Annotated in this window: 13 protein-coding genes; 8 read left to right on the top strand and 5 right to left on the bottom strand. The window is 65.5% G+C overall.

Annotated elements, in window-relative coordinates:
- The first annotated feature begins 11 nt into the window (after positions 1 to 11).
- Positions 12 to 1,061, top strand: a complete 1,050-nt coding sequence (locus GE253_RS12685; RefSeq protein WP_153204501.1) for a polysaccharide deacetylase family protein — start codon at positions 12 to 14, stop codon at positions 1,059 to 1,061.
- Positions 1,058 to 1,993, top strand: coding sequence for a hypothetical protein (locus GE253_RS12680; RefSeq protein ID WP_153204500.1), 936 nt, complete (start codon positions 1,058 to 1,060; stop codon positions 1,991 to 1,993). The genes GE253_RS12685 and GE253_RS12680 overlap by 4 nt, the downstream gene beginning before the upstream one ends.
- 180 nt (positions 1,994 to 2,173) lie before the next feature.
- Here the strand turns inward: GE253_RS12680 and GE253_RS12675 are convergent, their stop codons facing one another.
- Complete coding sequence (locus GE253_RS12675) at positions 2,174 to 3,529, bottom strand: DUF1329 domain-containing protein (RefSeq protein ID WP_173012620.1); 1,356 nt, start codon at positions 3,527 to 3,529, stop codon at positions 2,174 to 2,176.
- 141 nt (positions 3,530 to 3,670) lie between these two features.
- Here GE253_RS12675 and GE253_RS12670 point away from each other — a divergent pair, with 141 nt between their 5' ends.
- The 6 genes from GE253_RS12670 (at position 3,671) to GE253_RS12645 (ending at position 15,959) form a co-directional block, all read left to right on the top strand.
- Complete coding sequence (locus GE253_RS12670) at positions 3,671 to 5,236, top strand: DUF1302 family protein (protein ID WP_173012619.1); 1,566 nt, start codon at positions 3,671 to 3,673, stop codon at positions 5,234 to 5,236.
- Position 5,237: 1 nt separating this feature from the next.
- Complete coding sequence (locus GE253_RS12665) at positions 5,238 to 6,980, top strand: ABC transporter ATP-binding protein (protein ID WP_153204497.1); 1,743 nt, start codon at positions 5,238 to 5,240, stop codon at positions 6,978 to 6,980.
- A 153-nt stretch (positions 6,981 to 7,133) separates the two neighbouring features.
- Positions 7,134 to 8,306 carry an MdtA/MuxA family multidrug efflux RND transporter periplasmic adaptor subunit gene (locus tag GE253_RS12660; RefSeq protein WP_153204496.1) on the top strand — a complete coding sequence of 391 codons (1,173 nt, stop codon included), beginning with the start codon at positions 7,134 to 7,136 and terminating at the stop codon, positions 8,304 to 8,306.
- Complete coding sequence (locus GE253_RS12655; protein WP_153204495.1) at positions 8,303 to 11,458, top strand: MdtB/MuxB family multidrug efflux RND transporter permease subunit; 3,156 nt, start codon at positions 8,303 to 8,305, stop codon at positions 11,456 to 11,458. Before GE253_RS12660 ends, GE253_RS12655 begins: the two co-directional genes overlap by 4 nt.
- Positions 11,455 to 14,550, top strand: coding sequence for a multidrug efflux RND transporter permease subunit (locus GE253_RS12650; protein ID WP_153204494.1), 3,096 nt, complete (start codon positions 11,455 to 11,457; stop codon positions 14,548 to 14,550). Before GE253_RS12655 ends, GE253_RS12650 begins: the two co-directional genes overlap by 4 nt.
- Positions 14,547 to 15,959: an efflux transporter outer membrane subunit gene (locus GE253_RS12645; protein ID WP_153204493.1), complete on the top strand. Its 1,413-nt coding sequence runs from the start codon at positions 14,547 to 14,549 to the stop codon at positions 15,957 to 15,959. The genes GE253_RS12650 and GE253_RS12645 overlap by 4 nt, the downstream gene beginning before the upstream one ends.
- Positions 15,960 to 16,064: 105 nt before the next feature.
- On the opposite strand, the gene GE253_RS12640 is transcribed toward GE253_RS12645, so the two are convergent.
- The 4 genes from GE253_RS12640 to GE253_RS12625 are packed head-to-tail and all read right to left on the bottom strand — an operon-like array spanning position 16,065 to position 20,687.
- Complete coding sequence (locus tag GE253_RS12640) at positions 16,065 to 17,213, bottom strand: FAD-binding oxidoreductase (RefSeq protein WP_153204492.1); 1,149 nt, start codon at positions 17,211 to 17,213, stop codon at positions 16,065 to 16,067.
- Positions 17,214 to 17,215: 2 nt separating this feature from the next.
- A complete protein-coding gene (locus GE253_RS12635; RefSeq protein WP_153204491.1) occupies positions 17,216 to 18,607 on the bottom strand; it encodes an NAD(P)/FAD-dependent oxidoreductase in 1,392 nt (463 codons plus the stop codon).
- Positions 18,589 to 18,900, bottom strand: a complete 312-nt coding sequence (locus tag GE253_RS12630) for a (2Fe-2S)-binding protein (protein WP_247878632.1) — start codon at positions 18,898 to 18,900, stop codon at positions 18,589 to 18,591. Before GE253_RS12630 ends, GE253_RS12635 begins: the two co-directional genes overlap by 19 nt.
- On the bottom strand, positions 18,897 to 20,687 hold the full coding sequence (locus GE253_RS12625) for an ABC transporter ATP-binding protein (protein ID WP_153204489.1): 1,791 nt from the start codon (positions 20,685 to 20,687) through the stop codon (positions 18,897 to 18,899). The genes GE253_RS12630 and GE253_RS12625 overlap by 4 nt, the downstream gene beginning before the upstream one ends.
- Positions 20,688 to 20,690: the final 3 nt, after the last annotated feature.

Here is a 20,690-nt window from a genome sequence, read left to right as displayed (position 1 = left end):
CGAAAGGGAAGATGATGCTGAAATCCCGGCTGGTGAACCTGCGCTTTGAACTGCGCGGCTGGCGGTCGCGGCCGATGCCGGCCAATGCCAGGCGGGTGTTGATCTATCACGGTGTCACCCGCACCGGCGACCGGCGTTTCAACACGCGCTTTGTCTCTGCCGCCCGGCTGGCCGCCGATCTGGCCATGCTGGCTGCCACGCCCGGCCTGCGCTTCGTGCCGCTGGATGATCTGTTTGACCGGCCGGATGCGGCGGGTCCGCGCGTGGCCGTCACCTTTGATGATGGCTATCGCAATTTCCTCACCCATGCGCTGCCAGTGCTGTCGGCGGCCGGGGTGCCGGCGACGCTATATGTCACCGCCATCCGGGCGGTGCGGGAACTGGCCCATGCGCGGGACTTCCTGCCGGGTGGGGAGCATGAACCCTTTCTATGGGCTGATCGGCTGGACCTGACGGCGTGGGAATATCCCGGCCCGCTGACGGTGGCGGGGGATGTTTTCGTGCAGGACAGTGCCCGGCAATGGCGGCGCCAACGCGATGGCGTGCCGCTGAAACGCCTGTGCAAGACAAGCCCGCCGGCCTTCCTGGCCGAATTGCTGTCCGTCCTGGAACGACATCGCCGCAATGGCGTATCACAGACCCACCTGCCGGCGGACCTGGCGGATTACTGGCGCCTGCTGGATGAAGGGGAACTGGCCCGGCTGGGCCGCCATCCGCTGGTGCGGCTGGGGGGCCATGGGGTCAGCCATTGCAACTTCTCCACCCTGTCCACGGCAGAGGCGGCCGCCGAACTGACCTTGGGCAAAAGCTGGCTGGAGGGGGTGACGGGCCAGCCGGTGCATGATTTCGCCTGGCCGGATGGGGATTACAGCCCGGCTTTGGCCGATCTGGCCGAACAGGCGGGCTATCGCCGCCAGGGGCTGACCGATTATGCCCGCGCCGAGGATGTTGGCGATCCCCGCCTGATCAACCGGCTGGGCGTGAACCCCTTCATCAGTGCCAGGGCACAGCGCGCCATCGTGGCCGCCGGTGGCTATGGGCACGAGGCTTACGCGGCATGAGCCTGAGCATCGCCCCCCTGACCCCTTCCACCATCCCGCATATGGTCGCCGTCATCAATGGCGTGACGGGCCAGCGGCTGGACCCGGCACGCTGGCAGCGCAAATATGGCCCCGGCGGCCCGGCGGGGCCGGGCAAGGGCTATGTGCTGTATGAGCAAGGCCAGCCCGTTGGCTGTATCGGTGCCATCCATTTCCGCATTGAGGCTGCGGCACAGGTGCTCAGCGGCTGGCAATTATGCGACATCTTCATCGCCAAGGGCCTGCGCAACGGGCGGGCCACGCCCATGCTCTATGAAGCCTTGATGGATGAAATCTGGCGCGATGGCGGCGACCTGACCTTTGGCTTCTGCAACCCGATGAGCGGGGCCTTGCTGAAACGCCGCCTGGGCCATCAGGAGATCGGCCGGATTGATCCATTTGAAATCCCGCTGGGGCCAGCGGGCGGGCTGGGGGCGAGGCTGCGCCGCCGGCTTTGGGCCCCGCTGGCCCTGGCTGGGGTTGCGGCGGCCGACCTGCCGCCGGCGATGGTGGCGGCACCGGCGATGGATGCTGCCGGGCAGCCATCCTTCTGGCGGGTACGGCATGATGGGGATTATCTGGCCAGCCGGCGGGCCATGGGGGCGCATGTCGTCACCATCCGGGGCCGTCTTCTGCTGCTTTCCCCCGGCGGGGTGCTGAAGGTGGGGGGGATGGAACCCGTCACCCCGGCGGAACTGCCGGCCCTGCTGGCCGAACTGCGCCGCTTCGGCCGCAGCATCGGCGCCGGCTCCATCCGCTTCATGGTCGACCGGCGCGACCCGTTGCATGACCAGTTGCGCGCCGTGCTGGGCCCCCCGCCAGAGGGCTGGTTCCTGACCGCCGCCCCCAAGCCGGGACAGCCGATGCCGCCCCAGGGAATGCGCATTTGCTTTGCTGATTATGAGAATTTTTAAGACAGGCCCGCGCTCAGTGTCTGTCCTGAAGGTTATAATGTTTTTCGAAACTTTGCCCCTTCACCACCGTCATTCCCGCGAAGGCGGGACTCCATACGACAGCACGGATTTTGGATTCCCGCCTTCGCGGGAATGACGGTTATTATATTGAAAATGAAAGGGAAATTTCTGAATGAATTCTCACCGCGACCGGGCGGCCAGCGCCTCCGGGCTGAAATATGTCGCGGGATGGGGGGCGGTCAGTTGGTAATGCTGCGGGGCCTCGTTGAAGGCGAAGGTGAAGGCATAACCGCCCAGTTCAAAATCATGCACGAACTGGCTGCCTATCACGACCGCCGGCACGTCCGGCATCAGATACATGGTCGCCTGACCGAATTTCCACAGCTTGCCATTTTCGTCCCAGCCATCGGCATAGACAGCCATCCAGGTGTCTTCATCCAGATAAAGCCGGCGGCGCGGCACCACATCATGCGCGCCTTGGGCCAGCGTGCCTTCCACCACCCAGACCCGGTGCAGCTCGTACCGCAGCGCATCCGGGTTGGGGTGGTCCTTGCCCAGCAGGCCGGACAGCGGCAACGTGTAAAGCCGGTTGTTATTATAGGGAATATACATCTCCGCCTTGCCGACCAGCTTGAAGCTGTAATGGTCCAGCGCGCCGAAAAAGATGTAATATTCATTCTGCGTCATATAGCCGGCGGCATTGGGGTCCGGCACGTCATAGGAAATGGGCGGGGCCTTGCGCACCCGCTTTTCCCCCGGCAACAGCCGCCAGGCCGCCAGTTCCCGCCGTTTGATATCCAACGACTGCCAGTAGAGATATCCCTCCCCGATACGCGAGGCCGGGGCCGTCGCCAGCCGGATGCTTTTGAAGTAATAGCCGTCCAGATCGGCCGGCTTGGCACCGGGATAGTAATAGGGGAAATCCGCAATCTCCCGATAGGCGCTGGTCAGTTCCACCGCCCCGCCCGCCGGCACCACATAGGTGCTGACCGTCACTTCCCGCGCTGGTCCCCAATAGGCCAGCAGATGGTTCCACACCGCCTGGAAGCCGTCCTTCGGGATGGGGAAGGGGATGCCACCAATGGCACCTTCCACCCCATATTGGATGCCGCCGGCCGCCGGGCGGGCGCTGGTGGCATTGCGGAAAATATTGTCATAGACCGCCTGCGGGGCCGCCGCCGTGCGGTGGCTGGGGTAGATATCCATCCGGTAGCCGGGATGGGTCCGGAACAATTGTTTGGCCCCTTCCGGCAGCTTGTCGGCATGGTCCTGCCAATTGGCGGCGGTGATGGAAAACAGCGGCTTCTCGCCGGCAAACGGATCGCGCCGGGGGCCGCTGGTCACGGCATAGGCGGGATCGACCAGCCCGCCGGTCCAGGCGGGGATGCTGCCATCCTTGTTGCCAGCCCGTTCCGCCCCCACGGGCGTCAGCGTGGTTTTCAGCGCCCCTGCTTCTTGTTCGGACACTTGTGCCCAAACAGTGCCAGAGGAAAAGCTGGCCAGCAGGATAATGGACAGGACAGCGAATATTCGCATAGGGTTCGGCACCGGACGCCCTGTTCTCCGGCGTGTAGGCCGCAACGGCCCGTTGCTTTTGCCGGTTCTGCCCATGCGGCCCGGCGGCGGCGTCGGGCCACAGGGCGGGGCGATCATTACCCAGGGTGGGAAGTGACACAAGTGGCAACTCATTTCCGCCCGTCTTTATCATGCCGGATCAAGCCGCTGCTGCTGGCCGGCGCGGTTCTGCTGCCCCCTTCATCCGCCGTGGCGGCGGAGCTTTATGCCAAGGATGGGCTGACCATCCGCTGGGACAATATGCTGCGCTATACGCTGGCCAGCCGCCTCAACGGCCAGGATGCGGCCCTGCTGGCGGATTTGAACTGGGATGATGGCGACCGCAATTTCAAACCGGGCCTGATCTCCAACCGACTGGATCTGGTCTCCGCCCTGGATATGGCTAAGGCGGATTGGGGTATTCATGCCAGCGCCATGGCCTGGTATGACCGGGTTTACCGCCAGGGTACGGATGCCGCCCAACTGCCCGCCGGCAATGCGTCGACCGCCGCCCCCGGCCGCTTTGCCCCCGCCGTGGCCGACCTTTACGGCCGCCATGCCGAACTGCGTGAAGCCTTCGCCTATGGCAGCGTCACCCTGGCCGACATGCCGCTGACCCTGCGTGCCGGGCGGCAGGTTCTACTCTGGGGGGAGAGCCTGTTTTATGACGCCAATTCCATCGCTGCCTCCCAGGCCCCGGTCGATTATACCCGTCCCATCGGCACGCAAAGTGCCTATAGCAGCGATGCCTATCGCCCGGTGGGGCAGGTCGCCCTGACCCTGCAGCCGGCGGCCGATCTGTCCTTGTCCTTTTATCATCAGTTGGAATGGCGGCCGGCGCGGCTGTCGGGCAGCGGCACCTATTTCAGCTATCTGGATCAACTGGGGGCGGGTGGCGACCGGCTTTATATCGCGCCCGGCCGTTCTCTCTCCCGTGGCCCGGATGTCACGCCCTCGGCCAGGGGGCAATATGGTGCCTCCCTGCATATTCAGTTCGATGGGGTGGATTACGGGCTCTATGCCCTGCGCTACAACGCCATGGACCCGCAATATCGCAGTTGGGTCCGCCCCGGCGCCACCGGCAGCAGCGTCGGGCGCTATCAACTGGTCTATCCCGGCGGTATCCAGCTTTATGGCGCCAGTTTCAGCGCCGCTGCCGGTGAGGGCATGGTGTCCGGTGAACTGGCCTATCGCCGCCATATGCCGCTCTATCTGGCCAGTTCCAGCTATGCCGATACGGCCGGCGATAATGCCTTTGTCACGGGGCAGACCCTGCATGGGCAATTATCGCTGACCACCCCGTTCGGCCGCACGGCGCTGTGGGACAGCGCCGACCTGAATGCGGAAGCGACCCTGGATGCCGTGTTGGACCATCAGCCCACACTGGTCAGCCCGCAATGGAAGCCGGTGGCATCCAAGCTGCGTGTGCTGTTCGAACCCCGCTATTTCCGGGTGCTGCCCAACCTGGACCTGACCGTGCCCATCGGGCTGGGCTATAATCTCAGCGGGTACAGCCTCAGCTACCGGGTGCAGAATGAAGGGGCGGGCGACCTGTTCCTGGGCGTCACCGCCACCTATCGTTCTGTCTGGAAGGCCAGCATCAGCCTGACTCATTTCATCGGCTCCCCCGCCCGGCAATGGCTGGCCGACCGGGATTATCTGGCCGTCACCCTGGCGCGGACTTTCTGAGATGCCGGATACAAGGGCGGCCATGCGGCTATGGGGGCGGCTGTTCGCCGATATCTGGCAGCAGTCGCGGGGGCGTCTGCTGGTCTGGGTGCTGGGCACCGGGCTGGTGACGGCCGGTACCCTGGCCCAGACCGAATTGCTGAAACGCGTGGTCGACCGTGCCTTTGCTGCCAGCGTCTCCGGCGGGGAACTGGCGCTGCTGGCGGGGGCGGCGGTGCTGTTCGCCGCGCTGCGTGGTGTTGGCGGCTATGGGCAGATGATATCGCTCTCCGTGGCCGGCACGCGCGCCGTCTCCACCTTGCAGAAACAGGTGGTGGCGCGGCTGATCGGGGCCGATCTGGCCTATCTTCAGGCCCGTGTCTCCACCGGCATTGTTGCCCAGGTGCAGCGGGATACGCTGCTGGTGCAGAATATGCTGGGGCCGGGGCTGGGGGCGGTGGGGCGCGATCTGGTCACCATGCTGGCCCTGGTCGGCTGGATGTTCTGGGTCGATTGGCGGTTGAGCCTGATGACATTTCTGGCGCTGGCGCTGGGCGCCTTGCCGATCCGTCAGTTGGGCCGGCGTGCCGCCGCCCATTCCGCCACGCTGAATGCGGAAATCGTCCGCATGGCCGCCCGGCTTGGCCAGTTGCTGCAGGGCATCCGGCAGGTGAAGACCTACCGCATGGAGGGGCCGGAGGTGGCGCGTGCCTGGGCCGCCATGGACCGCACCACCAATGCCTATGCCGGTGAAATCCATGTCCATGCGCTCTCCACCCCCTTGATGGAGCTGATTGGCGGCATCGGGCTGGCGGCGCTGATCCTGCTGGGCGGGGCGGGCCTGTCCGGTGCCGGGCCGGGGGCGGGCACGCTGGTGGCCTTCACCAGCGGCTTTGTCGCCATCTCCCTGGTGCTGCGCCGGCTGGCCGCCGCAATGGTGGCCCGGCGCAATGCCGATGCCGCCCTGGCCCGGCTGTTCGATCTGGCCGACACCGCCCCGGTGATCGCGGAGGCGGCCGACGCGGTTGACCTGCCCCGGCCGCAGGGGGCGATCTGCTTCGAGCGCGTGGATTTTGGCTATGGGGACGGCCCGGCGACGCTGACCGGCCTCAGCCTGGATATCCCGCCGGGGGCCAAGGTGGGGCTGGTGGGCCGGTCGGGGGCGGGCAAATCCACCCTGCTGAACCTGATCCCGCGTTTCCATGACCCGGATGCCGGCCGTATCCTGATCGATGGACAGGATATCAGGGGTGTCACCCTGTCCTCGCTGCGCCAGCATGTCACCCTGGTCAGCCAGGAAAGCGGCGTCTTTGACGATACGATCCATGCCAACATCGCCTATGGCTGCCCCGGTGCCAGCCGGGACGCGGTGCGGATGGCTGCCCACGCCGCCCTGCTGGATGAATTTATCGCCAGTCTGCCCGATGGCTATGACACGGCGGTAGGGGAGGGCGGGGCCCGGCTGTCGGGCGGCCAGCGCCAGCGGTTGGCGCTGGCCCGCGCCATTTTGAAGGATGCCCCCATCCTGCTGCTGGATGAGGCCACCGCCTCGCTGGATTCGCTGACAGAACGGGCGGTGCAGGGCTTTCTCGACGGGTTCGCCCAGGGCCGCACGACGCTGGTTGTCGCCCATCGGCTGCATTCGGTGAAGGATGCCGACCTGATCCTGGTGCTGGATCAGGGGCGTCTGGTCGAACAGGGCACGCATGATGCCTTGCTGGCCAAGCAAGGCATCTATGCAACCTTATGGCAAGGCCAGCAATGATCGCTGCCTGAAATACGCTTTCCCTGCCTTTACGCCACCATCACCGTGGGATGGGGGAGGGCCGCCACTACCCATGTTAAATAAAAGTAATGCAGGGTGAAAGACTTGGCCGCGTATGAAATCTCATAAGATTGTTTAAAACCGGTGATCAAGATGGTGAATGGGCGGCTCCGGCTTGGTGCCTGGGTGTTGGGCGGCGTTGCGGTGGTGGGGCTTCTGGGCTGGGTCATCCTGCACCGCCCGCCGGCGGCGGATATCGGGCGCGGCCGTGGCGGCATGGTGCCTTCCGTGGTCGCCGCCCCGGTGACCAAGGGGGAACTTCCGGTCACCGTGCGGGGGCTGGGCACCGTCACACCGCTGTCGCGCATCACCGTCCGCCCGCAGCTTTCCGGCCAACTGGTGGAGGTGGGATTTCAGGAAGGCCAGACGGTGAAGCAGGGCGACTTCCTGGCCCAGATCGATCCCCGTCCCTATGAATTGTCGCTCAGCCAGTATCAGGGCCAGTTGCAGCGCGATCAGGCGCTGCTGAAAAATGCCAAGCTGGATCTGGAGCGTTACCGCGTGCTGGTGCAGCAGGACAGCATCGCCCGCCAGCAACTGACCGCCCAGGAAGCCCTGGTGCAGCAATATGAGGGCACGGTCGCCAGCGACATGGCCCAGATCAATACGGCCAGGCTGAACCTGACTTATGCCCGCATCACCGCCCCCGTCTCCGGCCGGGTCGGCCTGCGGGTGGTCGACCCCGGCAATTATGTTACTACGGGTGATGCCAATGGCATCGTCACCATCACCCAGATGCAGCCGATGAGCATCATCTTCACCCTGCCGGAAGATCAGTTGCCGGCGGTGCGGGTGCAGTTGCGCCAGGGTGCCACGCTGGCCGTCACCGCCTATGACCGGGCCGGCAAGGCCAAGCTGGCTGAAGGCCGGCTGACCACGCTGGACAATGCCATCGATACCAGCACCGGCACGGTGAAGCTGCGCGCCAGCTTCGATAATGGGGACGAGGCCTTGTTCCCCAACCAGTTCGTCAATGTGGAAATGCGGGTGGAGACGCGGGCCGATGCCACGCTGATCCCCTCGGCCGCCCTGTTGCAGGGGGCCAAGGGGCCATTCGTCTATGTGCTGGATGGGGAAAACAAGGTTTCCGTCCGGCCGGTGACCCCTGGTGCCGCCTTTGGCCAGCAGGTCGCCATCACCGCCGGGCTGGAACCGGGGGAAAAGGTGGTGACCGACGGTACCGACAAGCTGCGTGACGGCATGGTGGCCAAGGTGGCGGGCGACAGACCGACTGGTCAGGACAAGGCCCAGGGGGCTGGCAAATGACAGACACCCCGGTTGAATCCGGCGGGTCGGCCAGCGGGACGGGTGGCGGTGTCAACCCGTCGCGGATTTTCATCCTGCGGCCGGTGGCGACGACCCTGCTGATGGTGGCCATCCTGCTGGTGGGCATTGTCGCCTATCGCATGTTGCCCATTTCCGCCTTGCCAGAGGTGGATTACCCCACCATCCAGGTACAGACGCTGTATCCCGGTGCCAGCCCGGATGTGATGACCTCCTCGGTCACCGCCCCCCTGGAACGCCAGTTCGGCCAGATGCCGGGTTTGAAACAGATGTCCTCGGCCAGTTCCGGCGGGGCCTCGGTCATCACCTTGCAGTTCGGGCTGGAAACCAGCCTGGATGTGGCCGAACAGGAGGTGCAGGCCGCCATCAATGCCGCCTCCAACCTGTTGCCGAACGATCTGCCGGCCCCGCCCATTTATGCCAAGGTGAATCCGGCCGATGCGCCGATCATCACGCTGGCCATCACCTCGGCCACCATGCCACTGCCGCAGGTGGCCGATCTGGTGGATAGCCGGCTGGCGCGCAAAATCTCCCAACTGCCCGGCGTCGGGCTGGTCAGCTTGGGCGGGGGCCAGCGCCCGGCCGTGCGCATCCAGGCCAACATGCACGCGCTGGCCGCCTATGGCCTGACGCTGGAGGATATGCGCACCGCCATTGCCGCCGCCAATGTCAATATTGCCAAGGGCACGTTTGACGGGCCGTCGCGTTCCTACACCATCAATGCCAATGACCAGCTTAAAAGTGCCGATGAATACCGGCATCTGGTCGTGGCCTATCGCAACAACGCGCCCATCCGCCTGTCCGACGTGGCGCAGGTGACGGATGGGGCGGAAAACACCTACCTTGCCGCCTGGAAGGACAAGGAACCGGCCATCATCGTCAATGTGCAGCGTCAGCCCGGCGCCAATGTCATTGAGGTGGTGGATAATATCAAGAAGCTGCTGCCGGAACTGAAGGCCTCCCTGCCGGGGTCGCTGGAACTGACGGTGCTGACCGACCGCACCGTCACCATCCGCGCCTCGGTCGCCGATGTGCAGGTGGAACTGGGGCTGGCGGTGGCGCTGGTGGTGGCGGTGATCTTCGTCTTCCTGCGCAATGTGCCGGCCACCATCATCCCCAGCCTGTCGGTGCCGCTGTCGCTGGTCGGCACCTTTGCGGTGATGTATCTGGCCGGATTCTCCATCAACAACCTCTCCCTGATGGCGCTGACCATCGCCACCGGCTTCGTGGTCGATGACGCCATCGTGATGATCGAGAATATCGCGCGTTATCTGGAGGAGGGGGAGACACCGCTGCAGGCGGCGCTGAAAGGTTCCGCCCAGATCGGTTTCACCATCCTGTCGCTGACCGTCTCCCTGATCGCGGTGCTGATCCCGCTGCTGTTCATGGGCGATGTGGTGGGTCGGCTGTTCCGGGAATTTGCCATCACCCTGGCCGTCACCATCCTGATTTCGGCCTTCGTTTCCCTGACTCTGGTGCCGATGCTGTGCGCCGTGCTTCTGCGCCCGCATAAGAAGGGGGAGCAGGAGGCGGCCAAGCCCAAGGGCTGGTTCGACCGGGTGCTGGACCTTTATGCCGTCTGCCTGCGCTGGGTGCTTCGCCATGCGCGGCTGACCCTGCTGGTGGCGCTGGGCACGCTGGGTCTGACGGCCTTTCTCTATATCACCATCCCCAAGGGCTTCTTCCCCCTGCAGGATACCGGCCTGATCCAGGCCATTACCCAGGCCGACCAGACGACATCCTTCACCGCCATGGCGGAACGCCAGCAGAAGCTGGCGGATATCGTGCTGAAAGATCCGGATGTGGAAAGCCTCTCCTCCTTCATCGGGGTGGATGGCACCAACGCGTCCATGAATACCGGCCGGATGCAGATCAACCTGAAGCCCAAGGAAGAACGCAGCGCCGATATCAGCGCCATCATCCGCCGGCTGACCGAGGCGACGTCCGCCGTACCGGGCATCAGCCTTTATATGCAGCCGGTGCAGGATCTGACGGTGGAAAGCACCGTTTCGCGCGCGCAATATCAGTTCGTGCTGCAAAATGCCGATCCGGCCGCGCTGGCGGCCTGGACGCCCAAGCTGGTGGAAAAGCTTTCCACCCTGCCGGAACTGGCTGATGTGGGCAGCAATGCCCAGGATCAGGGGCTGGCCGTCTATATCACCATCGACCGGGCCAGTGCCGCGCGCTACGGCATCACGGCGGCCAATGTCGATGCGGCCCTTTATAACGCCTTCGGCCAGCGCATCATCTCCACCATCTTCACCCAGTCCAACCAGTACCGGGTTATCCTTCAGGCCGATCCGGCTTTGCACGGGTCGGTGGAGGCGCTGGACAGCATCCGGCTGACCTCCAGCACCGGCGGTCAGGTGCCGCTCTCCAGCTTCGCCACGGTGAAGGAAACCGTGGCGCCCCTGCTGATCAGCCATCTGGGCCAGTTCCCCGCCAATACCATTTCCTTCAACACCGCCCCCGGGGTCGCCCTGGGTCAGGCGGTGGACGCGATTGAGAAGGCGGAGGCCGAGTTGGGTGTGCCCAGCGGCACCGTCACCAGCTTCCAGGGGGCGGCGCTCGCCTTCCGCGCCTCGCTGGCCAATGAGCTGTTCCTGGTGCTGGCCGCCGTGGTGACGATGTATATCGTGCTGGGCGTGCTGTATGAGAGCTTCGTGCATCCGGTGACGATCCTCTCTACCCTGCCATCGGCGGGCATCGGGGCGCTGTTGGCCTTGATGCTGGCCGGCAGCGATCTGGGGGTGATCGGCATTATCGGCATCGTGCTGCTGATCGGCATCGTCAAGAAAAACGCCATCATGATGATCGACTTCGCCCTGGATGCGGAGCGCAACCAGGGCATGGCCCCGGCGGAGGCGATCTATCAGGCCTGTCTCCTGCGCTTCCGCCCCATCATGATGACGACGATGGCGGCCTTGCTGGGGGCGCTGCCGCTGATGCTGGGCACAGGCATGGGGTCGGAACTGCGCCAGCCGCTGGGTATTTCCATCGTCGGCGGCCTGATCGTCAGCCAGGTGTTGACCCTGTTCACCACCCCGGTGATCTATCTGGCCTTTGACAGCCTGTCCCGCCGTCTGCGCGGCACCAAGCCGGCCACGGCGGCGGAAGGGGAGGTCGCGTCATGAGCTTGGTGGAACCCTTCATCCGCCGGCCGGTCGCCACCACCCTGCTGACCATCGGCATCGCGCTCGCGGGGATACTTTCTTACTTCTCCCTGCCGGTGGCGCCGCTGCCGCAGGTGGATTTCCCCACCATCTCCGTCCAGGCTTCCATGCCCGGCGCCAGCCCGGAGACGATGGCCACCAGCGTGGCCACGCCGCTGGAACGCCATCTGGGCCAGATCGCCGATGTGACGGAGATGACCTCCTCCAGTTCCACCGGCTCCACCCGCGTCATCCTGCAATTCGGCCTGGACCGGGATATTGACGGGGCGGCGCGCGATGTGCAGGCGGCGATCAACGCCGCCCGCGCCGACCTGCCCACCAGCCTGCGCAGCAATCCGACATATCGCAAGGTCAACCCGGCCGACGCGCCGGTGATGATCCTGCGCATGACCTCGGCCAGCATGACGGCGGGTCAGGTCTATGATCAGGCGGCCACGGTGCTGCAACAGAAACTGTCGCAGGTGAAGGGTATCGGGCAGGTCAATATCGGCGGCAGTTCGCTGCCGGCGGTGCGGGTGGATGTGAACCCCAATGCCCTGTTCAAATATGGCATCGGCCTGGAACAGGTGCGCAGCGCCCTGTCGGCGGCCAATGCCAATACGCCCAAGGGGGCGATTGAACAGGATGGCCAGCGCTTCCAGGTGCTGACCAATGATCAGGCCCGCAAGGCCGACGATTACCGCGACCTGCTGATCGCCTATCGCAACGGGGCGGCGGTGAAGCTGACCGATGTGGCAGAGGTGACGCAGGGCGTGGAAGATCTGCGCAACCTGGGGCTGGCCAATGGCCAGCCGGCGGTGATGATGGTGCTGTTCCGCCAGCCCGGTGCCAATATCATCGAAACCGTGGACCGGGTGCGCGACATGCTGCCCGAATTGCGGCAGATGATCCCCGGCGATATTGATCTGGCCGTGGCGATGGACCGCACCACCACCATCCGCGCCTCGCTGAAGGATGTGGAACATACGCTGGCCATCGCCGTGGGGCTGGTGATCCTGGTGGTGTTCGCGTTTTTGCGCGATATCCGCGCCACCTTCATCCCCGGTGTTGCCACCGTGGTCTCGCTCTGCGGCACCTTTGGCGTGATGTACCTGATGGGGTACAGCCTGGATAACCTGTCCCTGATGGCGCTGACCATCGCCACCGGTTTCGTGGTCGATGATGCCATCGTGGTGCTGGAAAATGTCACCCGCCATGTGGAGGCCGGCATGGGCCGCTTCCAGGCGGCCCTGCTGGGCGCGCGGGAGGTGGCGTTCACCGTTGTCTCCATGAGCGTGTCGTTGGTGGCGGTCTTCATCCCCATCCTGCTGATGGGTGGGATCGTGGGGCGGCTGTTCAATGAATTTGCCGTCACCCTGTCTGCCGCCATCATGGTGTCGTTGGTGGTCTCCCTGACCGCCACGCCGATGATGTGCGCCTATCTTCTGTCACCGCGCGCCGCGCATGAACGCGGCCAGGGCGGCTTTTTTGACCGGTTGCAAGGCTGGTACGGCCATGGGCTGGACCGGGCGCTGGCCCATCCGCGTCTGGTGCTGCTGGCCCTGCTGGGCACGGTGGCGCTGAATGTCTATCTGTTCGGCGCCATCCCCAAGGGGTTCTTCCCCCAGCAGGATACGGGCCGCATCATGGGTATGGTGCAGGCCGACCAGACCATCTCCTTCCAGGCGATGCAGGACAAGCTGCGCCGCTTCGTTGCCATCGTGAAGGATGATCCGGCGGTGGAAACCGTGGTGGGCTTCACCGGCGGCGGCCAGTTGAATTCCGCCAATATGTTCATCTCCCTGAAGCCGCTGGCGGAACGCAAGATGTCCGCCGATCAGGTGATCGCCCGGCTGCGCGGCAAGCTGGCCCCGGTGCCGGGCGCCAGCCTGTTCTTGCAGGCCGCACAGGATTTCCGCGTCGGCGGCCGCCCCGGCAATGCTCAGTATCAATATACGCTCTTTGCCGACGATCTGGACGATCTGCGCACCTGGACGCCCCGGCTGACGGAGGCGCTGCGCAAGTCCCCGGAACTGGCGGATGTCAATTCCGACCAGCAGACCGGCGGGCAGGAGGTGGCGCTGGTCATCGACCGCGATGCCGCCGCCCGCCTGGGCATCACCATGAGCCAGATTGACAATACGCTCTATGATGCGTTCGGGCAGCGGCAGGTATCCACCATCTATAACCCGCTGAACCAGTATCATGTGGTGATGCAACTGGCCCCGCGCTTCTGGCAGGAACCCTCCACCCTGGACCAGATTTTCATCGCCAAGACCGCTGCGGCGGGCCAGCCCAGCACCATGATCCCGCTGTCGGCCATTGCCAGCCATGGTTTCGGCACCACGCCGTTGGCCGTCAACCACCAGGGCCATTTCGCAGCATCCACCATCTCCTTCAACCTGCCGCCGGGTAAATCGCTCTCCGATGCGGTGCAGGTGATTGACCGGGCGGCGGCCGATATCGGGATGCCGGCCAGCGTGCATGGCGGCTTCCAGGGCACGGCCCAGGCGTTCCAATCCTCGCTGTCCAACCAGCCCTTGCTGATCCTGGCGGCGATGGTGGCGGTCTATGTGGTGCTGGGGATGCTCTATGAAAGCTATATCCACCCCATCACCATCCTTTCCACCCTGCCATCGGCGGGGGTGGGGGCGGTGCTGGCCCTGATGGCCTTTGATACCGAATTCAGCCTGATCGCCCTGATCGGCGTCATCCTGTTGATCGGTATCGTGAAAAAGAACGCCATCATGATGATCGATTTCGCCCTGGATGCGCAGCGCCATCAGGGGCTGACGGCGAAGCAGGCGATCCGGCAGGCCAGCCTGCTGCGCTTCCGCCCCATCCTGATGACCACCATGGTGGCTTTGCTGGGGGCCGTGCCGCTGGCCATCGGGTCCGGCGACGGGGCCGAACTGCGCCAGCCGCTGGGCATTGCCATCATGGGCGGGCTGGTGATCAGCCAGCTTCTGACGCTTTTCACCACCCCCATTGTTTATCTTTACCTCGACCGGCTGCGGGGACGGCGTGACGACCGCCCGATACCCCACGTGACGGCACCGGAGACCGGCGCATGAAACCCCATCCCCTGATCCTCTCCCTGGGCCTGATCCTTCCGCTGGCGGCCTGCACCGCCGGGCCGGATTACCAGAAGCCGCAGGCCCAGCTGTCCAGCCAGTTCAAGGAACAGCCCGATGGCTGGCGGCAGGCCAATCCTGCCGGCGTGGCGCAGGACCAATGGTGGGCGCTGTTCGCCAACGCCGAACTGGACGGGCTGATGCGGCAGGTGGAGGTGGGCAACCAGAACCTTGCCGCTGCAGAGGCAGCCTATCGCCAAGCGCTGGCCGCGGTGGATTCCGCCGATGCCGCCTTCTTCCCCACGGTCAGCGCCAGTGCCGCGGCCAGCCGGGCGCGCAGCAACAGCAGCAGCACGCTGACCGGGCGGGAGACAACCAGTTACCGCAACAGCCGCAGCCTGACGCTGGGGGCAAGCTGGGCCCCGGATATCTGGGGCTCGGTCCGCCGCGCTTCCGAACAGGCGGGGGCAACGGCCCAGGCCAGTGCGGCCGAACTGGCAGCGGCCCGCCTGTCGGCCCAGACGGCGCTGGCCACCGCCTATTTCCAGCTGCGGTCGTTGGACAGCCAGTCCAAGCTGTTGGCGGCCACGGTGGCCGCCTATCAGCGCTCCCTGGAAATCGCCCGCAATCGCCGTGCATCCGATCTGGGCTCTTCGGCCGATGTGGCCCAGGCCCAGGCGCAATATGACAGCGCGCGGGCCAATGCCATCGCGCTGACATCCCAGCGGGCAGCCCTGGAACATGCCATCGCCGTGCTGGTGGGCAAGCCGCCGGCCGATTTCTCCCTGCCCGTGGCCGATCTGCCGACCCAGGTGCCGGCGGTCCCGGCGGCCCTGCCGGCCAGCCTGCTGGAACGCCGGCCGGATATTGTGGCGGCGGAACGAAGGATGGCGGCGGCCAATGCGAAAATCGGTGTGGCCAGTGCCGCCTATTTCCCCAATGTCACGTTGAGTGCCAGCAGCGGTTTCACCGCCTCGGCCCTGGGCGATCTGCTGCGCGCCTCCAACTTCGTCTGGTCGGTGGGGCCGCAACTGGCGGAAAACCTGTTCGATGGCGGCGCCCGCGACGCCGCCAAAGCCCAGGCCATCGCCGCCTATGACCAGCAGGTGGCCGGCTATCGCCAGACGGTGCTGACCAGCCTGCAGGCGGTGGAAGACCAGCTTTCCAGCCTGAATGCCCTGCAAGGCCAGATCGATGCCCGCGATCAGGCCGTCGCGGCGGCGACGGAGGCCGAACGCATCGTGCTGAACCAGTATAAGGCGGGTACGGTGGGCTATAGCGAGGTGATCACCGCCCAGACGGCCGCCCTGTCCGCCCGCCAATCCGCCCTCACCGTCCGCCAGAACCGGCTGACGGCGACGGTGGCATTGTTAGAGGCGCTGGGCGGGGGCTGGCAGGCGGCGCGGTAAGGGCCGTCCATACAAGTTCAAACAGATGTCGGCCGGCTTTGCGGTTCGCGGGCGAAGCCGCCGGCACCAGCCATCGACTGGTGGATCATCTGTGCTGTTGAAACCTCAGCTCTCCACCTTCTGGAACCTTGCGATATCGTAATGAGAGAGGTCTATCGACGTCGTTCCGGTATCGATCAGTTCGGCCATCGTCTCCCCCACGCCCGGCCCGATCTGGAAGCCGGAACCGGAAAAGCCGAAGGCGTAGAACAGGCCGCTGGTGGTGGCCGATGGGCCCATCACCGGCAAACTGTCGGGCAGATAGCCCTCAATCCCTGACCAGACGCGGATGATGTTCAGGTTGGCCAGTGCAGGGGCCAACCGGCGGATTTGTTTTAGCTGCTTCATGGTGTTCTGCGGCAGCACATAGGCGCGGTACTGGTCGGGGTAAGACGGGCCGCGCGTGCTGCCGCCCAGGATGATATTGCCACGCGCCACCTGGCGGAAATAGACCGTCTCCTCCTCCACCGGGGTCATCACGCCCACAGCGGGAGCGATGGCATAGGGGACGGGCTCCGTCACGCTCATATTCGGGCCGCGCGGGGTGATGGGCACCGGCTCCCCGAATTGCTGGGACAGCTTGTTGCCCCAGGCCCCGGCGGTGATCAGCAACACAGGTGCCTGGAAGGTGCGGCCATCCTCCGCCGTCACCACAAAATCCGTGCCCTGCTTGGCGGCATGGATGATGCGGGTATTCTCAAACACCTGCGCGCCGGCCCGTTGCGCGGCGCGAGCGAAGGCCGGTGCGGTCAGGCGCGGGTTGGCATGGCCATCCATGGCAGAATAGGAACCGGCCAGCACATCCGGCCCGAAAAAGGGAAACCGGTCGCGCAGCGCATTGCCGGTCAGCAATTCCAGATCCAGCCCGACATGCCGGGCCTCGGCCGCATATTCCTCCATCTTGGCGATGTTTTCCGGCCGCTCCCGATAACAGACGCGGATATGGCCGGATTGCAGATATTCCACATCCGCGCTCAGCAACTCATTGGCCCGGCGCCAGATGGCAAGGGCGCGGTTGGCCAGGGGCAATTGGTGGAGGGGGCGGCCCTGGCGGCGCACATTGCCGAAATTGGTGCCGCTGGCTTGCCGCCCCACCAGATCGCTTTCCAGCAGGGTGACGGAACGGCCACGCTGGCGCAGGAACAGGGCGGCAGACGCGCCCATCAGGCCGCCGCCGATGATCAGCACATCGCTGACGGAAACCGGGTTCGCCATGATCACTCCTCCCCTTCCGGTGCGATGGCGACCGGCAACGGCTTTACCGGGGCCTGCCCGCGCAGGCGGCCCACCTGTTCCACCGGGATATTGGCGCAGGCGGCAATCACCTCCGCCCCGGCATGGCCGCAATAGCGGCCCTGGCAGCGGCCCATGCCGACCCGGCTGAAGGCCTTAGCTCGGTTGGCCTCTTTCGCCCCGGTTTCATTCACCACCCGGCGCAGATCGCCCGCCGTTACGGCCTCGCAACGGCATACAATGGCCTCGTCCGGCAGGTTGGCCGCCTGTTCGTGCGGCCAGGGGAAGGCGGTGGCAAGGCCACGGGCGAAGCGGGCGTAAGACGCTACCTGACGGCGCAGATGGGTCAGTGTCAGCGGGTCCACCGGGCGGCCCAGATCGGCCAGGGCCGCCAAGGCAGCCAGCCTGCCGCTGACCTCGGCTGAGCGTGCGCCCAGGATGCGGGCACCATCGCCGGCCAGATAGACCCCGGCCACGCTGGCCCGCCCATCCGGGTCGCGTCTGGGCAGCCATTGGCGTGTCTTGGCATCAAAGGCGAAGTCGCAGCGGGCCAGATCGGCCAACTGGGTCTCCGGGCGCAGGTGATAGCCCAGGGCTACGGCGTCGGCGGCGAAATGCCGTTCTGTGCCATCGGCCAGCCGCACGCGCGCACCATTGACGCCACCATCGGTATCGCCAGTAATTTCCAGCGGCGTCACCCCGGTCAGCACCGGCACGCCGGCCTTGGCCAGGGCACGGGTCAGTGCCACGCCATCGGCCAGGATGGCGGGCTGGGCGATCAAATCCACCGCCGCGCGTAACCGATTGCTGAAGGGGGAGGTGTCCAGCACGGCGGCAACCTTGGCGCCCGCCTTCACATATTGGCTGGCCACCAGGTAAAGCAGCGGCCCACTGCCCATGAACAGTACATTGGCCCCAATGGCGCAGGCTTGCGCCTTCAGCGCCACCTGTGCCGCGCCCAGGCTATAGGTACCAGCATAATGCCAGCCGTTGACCGGCATCAGCCGATCGGTGGCCCCGGTACACAGGATCAGCGCGTCATAGGCCACGGTGGCATAGCCCTTTTCCGAGGCGGTCCAGACCTGCCCATCGGCAATGTTCCAGACCAGCGTGTCGGGCCGATAATCCACCGCCGATGCGATGGCATCGAAACCATCATGCACCGCTTGGGCGCGCGCCGCCTCCGTGCCATAAAGCGCCTGATGGTTGCGGCGGAAATTGGCCGGCTGGCGGCGATAAATCTGGCCGCCGGCGCGGGCGGCCTCGTCAATCACCACCGGGCGGATGCCTGCTGCCAGCAGGGTTTGGGCGGCGCGCACGCCGGCAGGGCCGGCTCCCACCACCACAACGCGGGGGTTTATTTCGCGGTCGGCCATGATGCCCCCGGCTGGTTGGTGGAGATACGCAAACCGGCGCTGGCCGGGGTGGAGCAGGCTCGCAGGCGGCCGCCATCCTCCGTCCAGACCCAGCAATCCTGACAGGCAGCCATCAGGCAGAAACCGGCGCGTTTGCCATCGCCAAATTCCGATGTGCGCAGCACCCGACCGGTGGCCAGCATGGCTACCATCAGCGTGTCGCCCTCCATCGCCGTGACGGGCTGGCCGTCCACATAAAGGGTCAGCGGCGCGCGGCCCTGTTCGGCCAGCCGCACGAAACGTCCTTGGGTCAATTCACCGCCTCCGGGTGATGGCACAGAATGTCGCTGCCGCCGGCCAAGTGCTGGCGCGGCGGGGTGAAATGGGTGCATAGCCCGTCAATACGCACCGTGCAACGCGGCAGGAACCGGCAGAGATCGGCCCCTTCCAGCGCCGGCCCGATGGCGGGCGGGGCGGGCCTTGCCGCCTGTTCCTCCAGCCATCCCGCCCGCAATTCCGGCACGGAGCCCACCAGCAGATCGGTATAGGGATGGAAGGGCGGGGCCTGATAGGCGGAACGCGGCCCCATCTCCACCGCCGTGCCGCCATACAGCACCATGATGTCATCACAGATGGCGCGCACCGTGCCGATATCATGGCTGATGAACATATAGGCCAAACCCAGCTCCCGGCGCAGCTCGGCCAGCAAATCCAGGATGGCCGCCCCCACCACCGTATCCAGGGCCGATGTCACCTCATCACACAGGATCAGGTCGGGTTTGGCGGCAAGCGCGCGGGCCAGGTTGATGCGCTGTTTCTGCCCGCCGGACAGGCCGCTGCAGGCGCGGTCGGCCAAGCTGGCGGGCAGGCGGATCAAATCCAGCAGTTCGGCCACGCGCTGGCGCTGCGCCGCACCTTTCAGCCCGTGATAGAAGCGCAGGGGCCGGCCCAGGATGTCGGCCACGCTATGGGCGGGGTTCAGGGCTGTGTCAGCATTCTGGAACACAAGCTGGATGCGGCGGAACTGGTCGCGGCTGCGCTGTTCCAACCCGCCGGGCAGGCGTTGCCCATCGAAATTCACCGCCCCGCTGGCAGGCCGGATCAGGCCCGCGACCGCGCGGGCCAGGGTGGATTTGCCGGACCCGCTTTCGCCGATCACCCCCAGGGTGGCACCCTTGGCGATGGACAAGCTGATATCGCGCAGCACGGGGATTTCCGGCCGGCCCCCACTATCCACCTTGCCATAGCCGGCGAACAGGCCCTTGATTTCCAGCAAGGGCGCCTTGGTCGGGGCGGCTACCGGGGCCGGCTTGGGGGCAGGGCGGGCGGCTGCCATCAGGGTGCGGGTATACTCATCCGCCGGGCTTTGCAGTATCTGGGTGGCGGCGCCAGCTTCGCGCACCCTTCCCTTGTTTAACACCAGGATATGGTCGGCCATCTGCGCCACCACGGCCAGATCATGCGACACATAGATGGCGGTGGCCCCCTGGCTGGCCACGGCGTGCTTGAAGGCGCGCAGCACCTCAATCTGCGTGGTCACGTCCAGGGCGGTCGTCGGTTCATCCAGGATCACCAGTTCCGGCCCGGTGATCAGCGCCATGGCCGCCATCAGCCGTTGCAACTGCCCGCCGGAAAGCTGGTGCGGATAGCGGCTGCCGATGCTGTCCGGCTGGGGCAGGGCCAGCGCCCTGAACAGGGAAACGGCCTTGGCTTCCGCGCTCTTGCGGTCCATCCGCCCGTGGATCAGGGCTGGTTCCACCACCTGATCCATGATGCGCTTGGAGGGGTTGAAGGAGGCGGCGGCACTTTGCGCGATATAGGCCACCCGATCACCGCGCAGCGTGGTCAGGCCCTCTTCATCCAAAGCCATGATGTCGGTCTCGCCCAGCCTTATGCGGCCGCCAGCAATGCGGCAGCCGCTGCGGGCATAGCCCATCAGGGTCAGGGCGATGGTGGTCTTGCCCGATCCGCTTTCCCCGATCAGGGCCAGCACGCCGCCACGCGGGATGGTGAAATCCACCCCCTCCACAATGGTGATGGCGCTGTCATCCTTGCCCCCGGCGGTGACGCGCAGACCCTTGACCTCCACATGCGGTTCCATGGC

Source organism: Niveispirillum sp. SYP-B3756 (assembly GCF_009495745.1).
Taxonomy (GTDB): domain Bacteria; phylum Pseudomonadota; class Alphaproteobacteria; order Azospirillales; family Azospirillaceae; genus Niveispirillum.
This window is presented reverse-complemented; position numbering and strand designations above follow the sequence as displayed.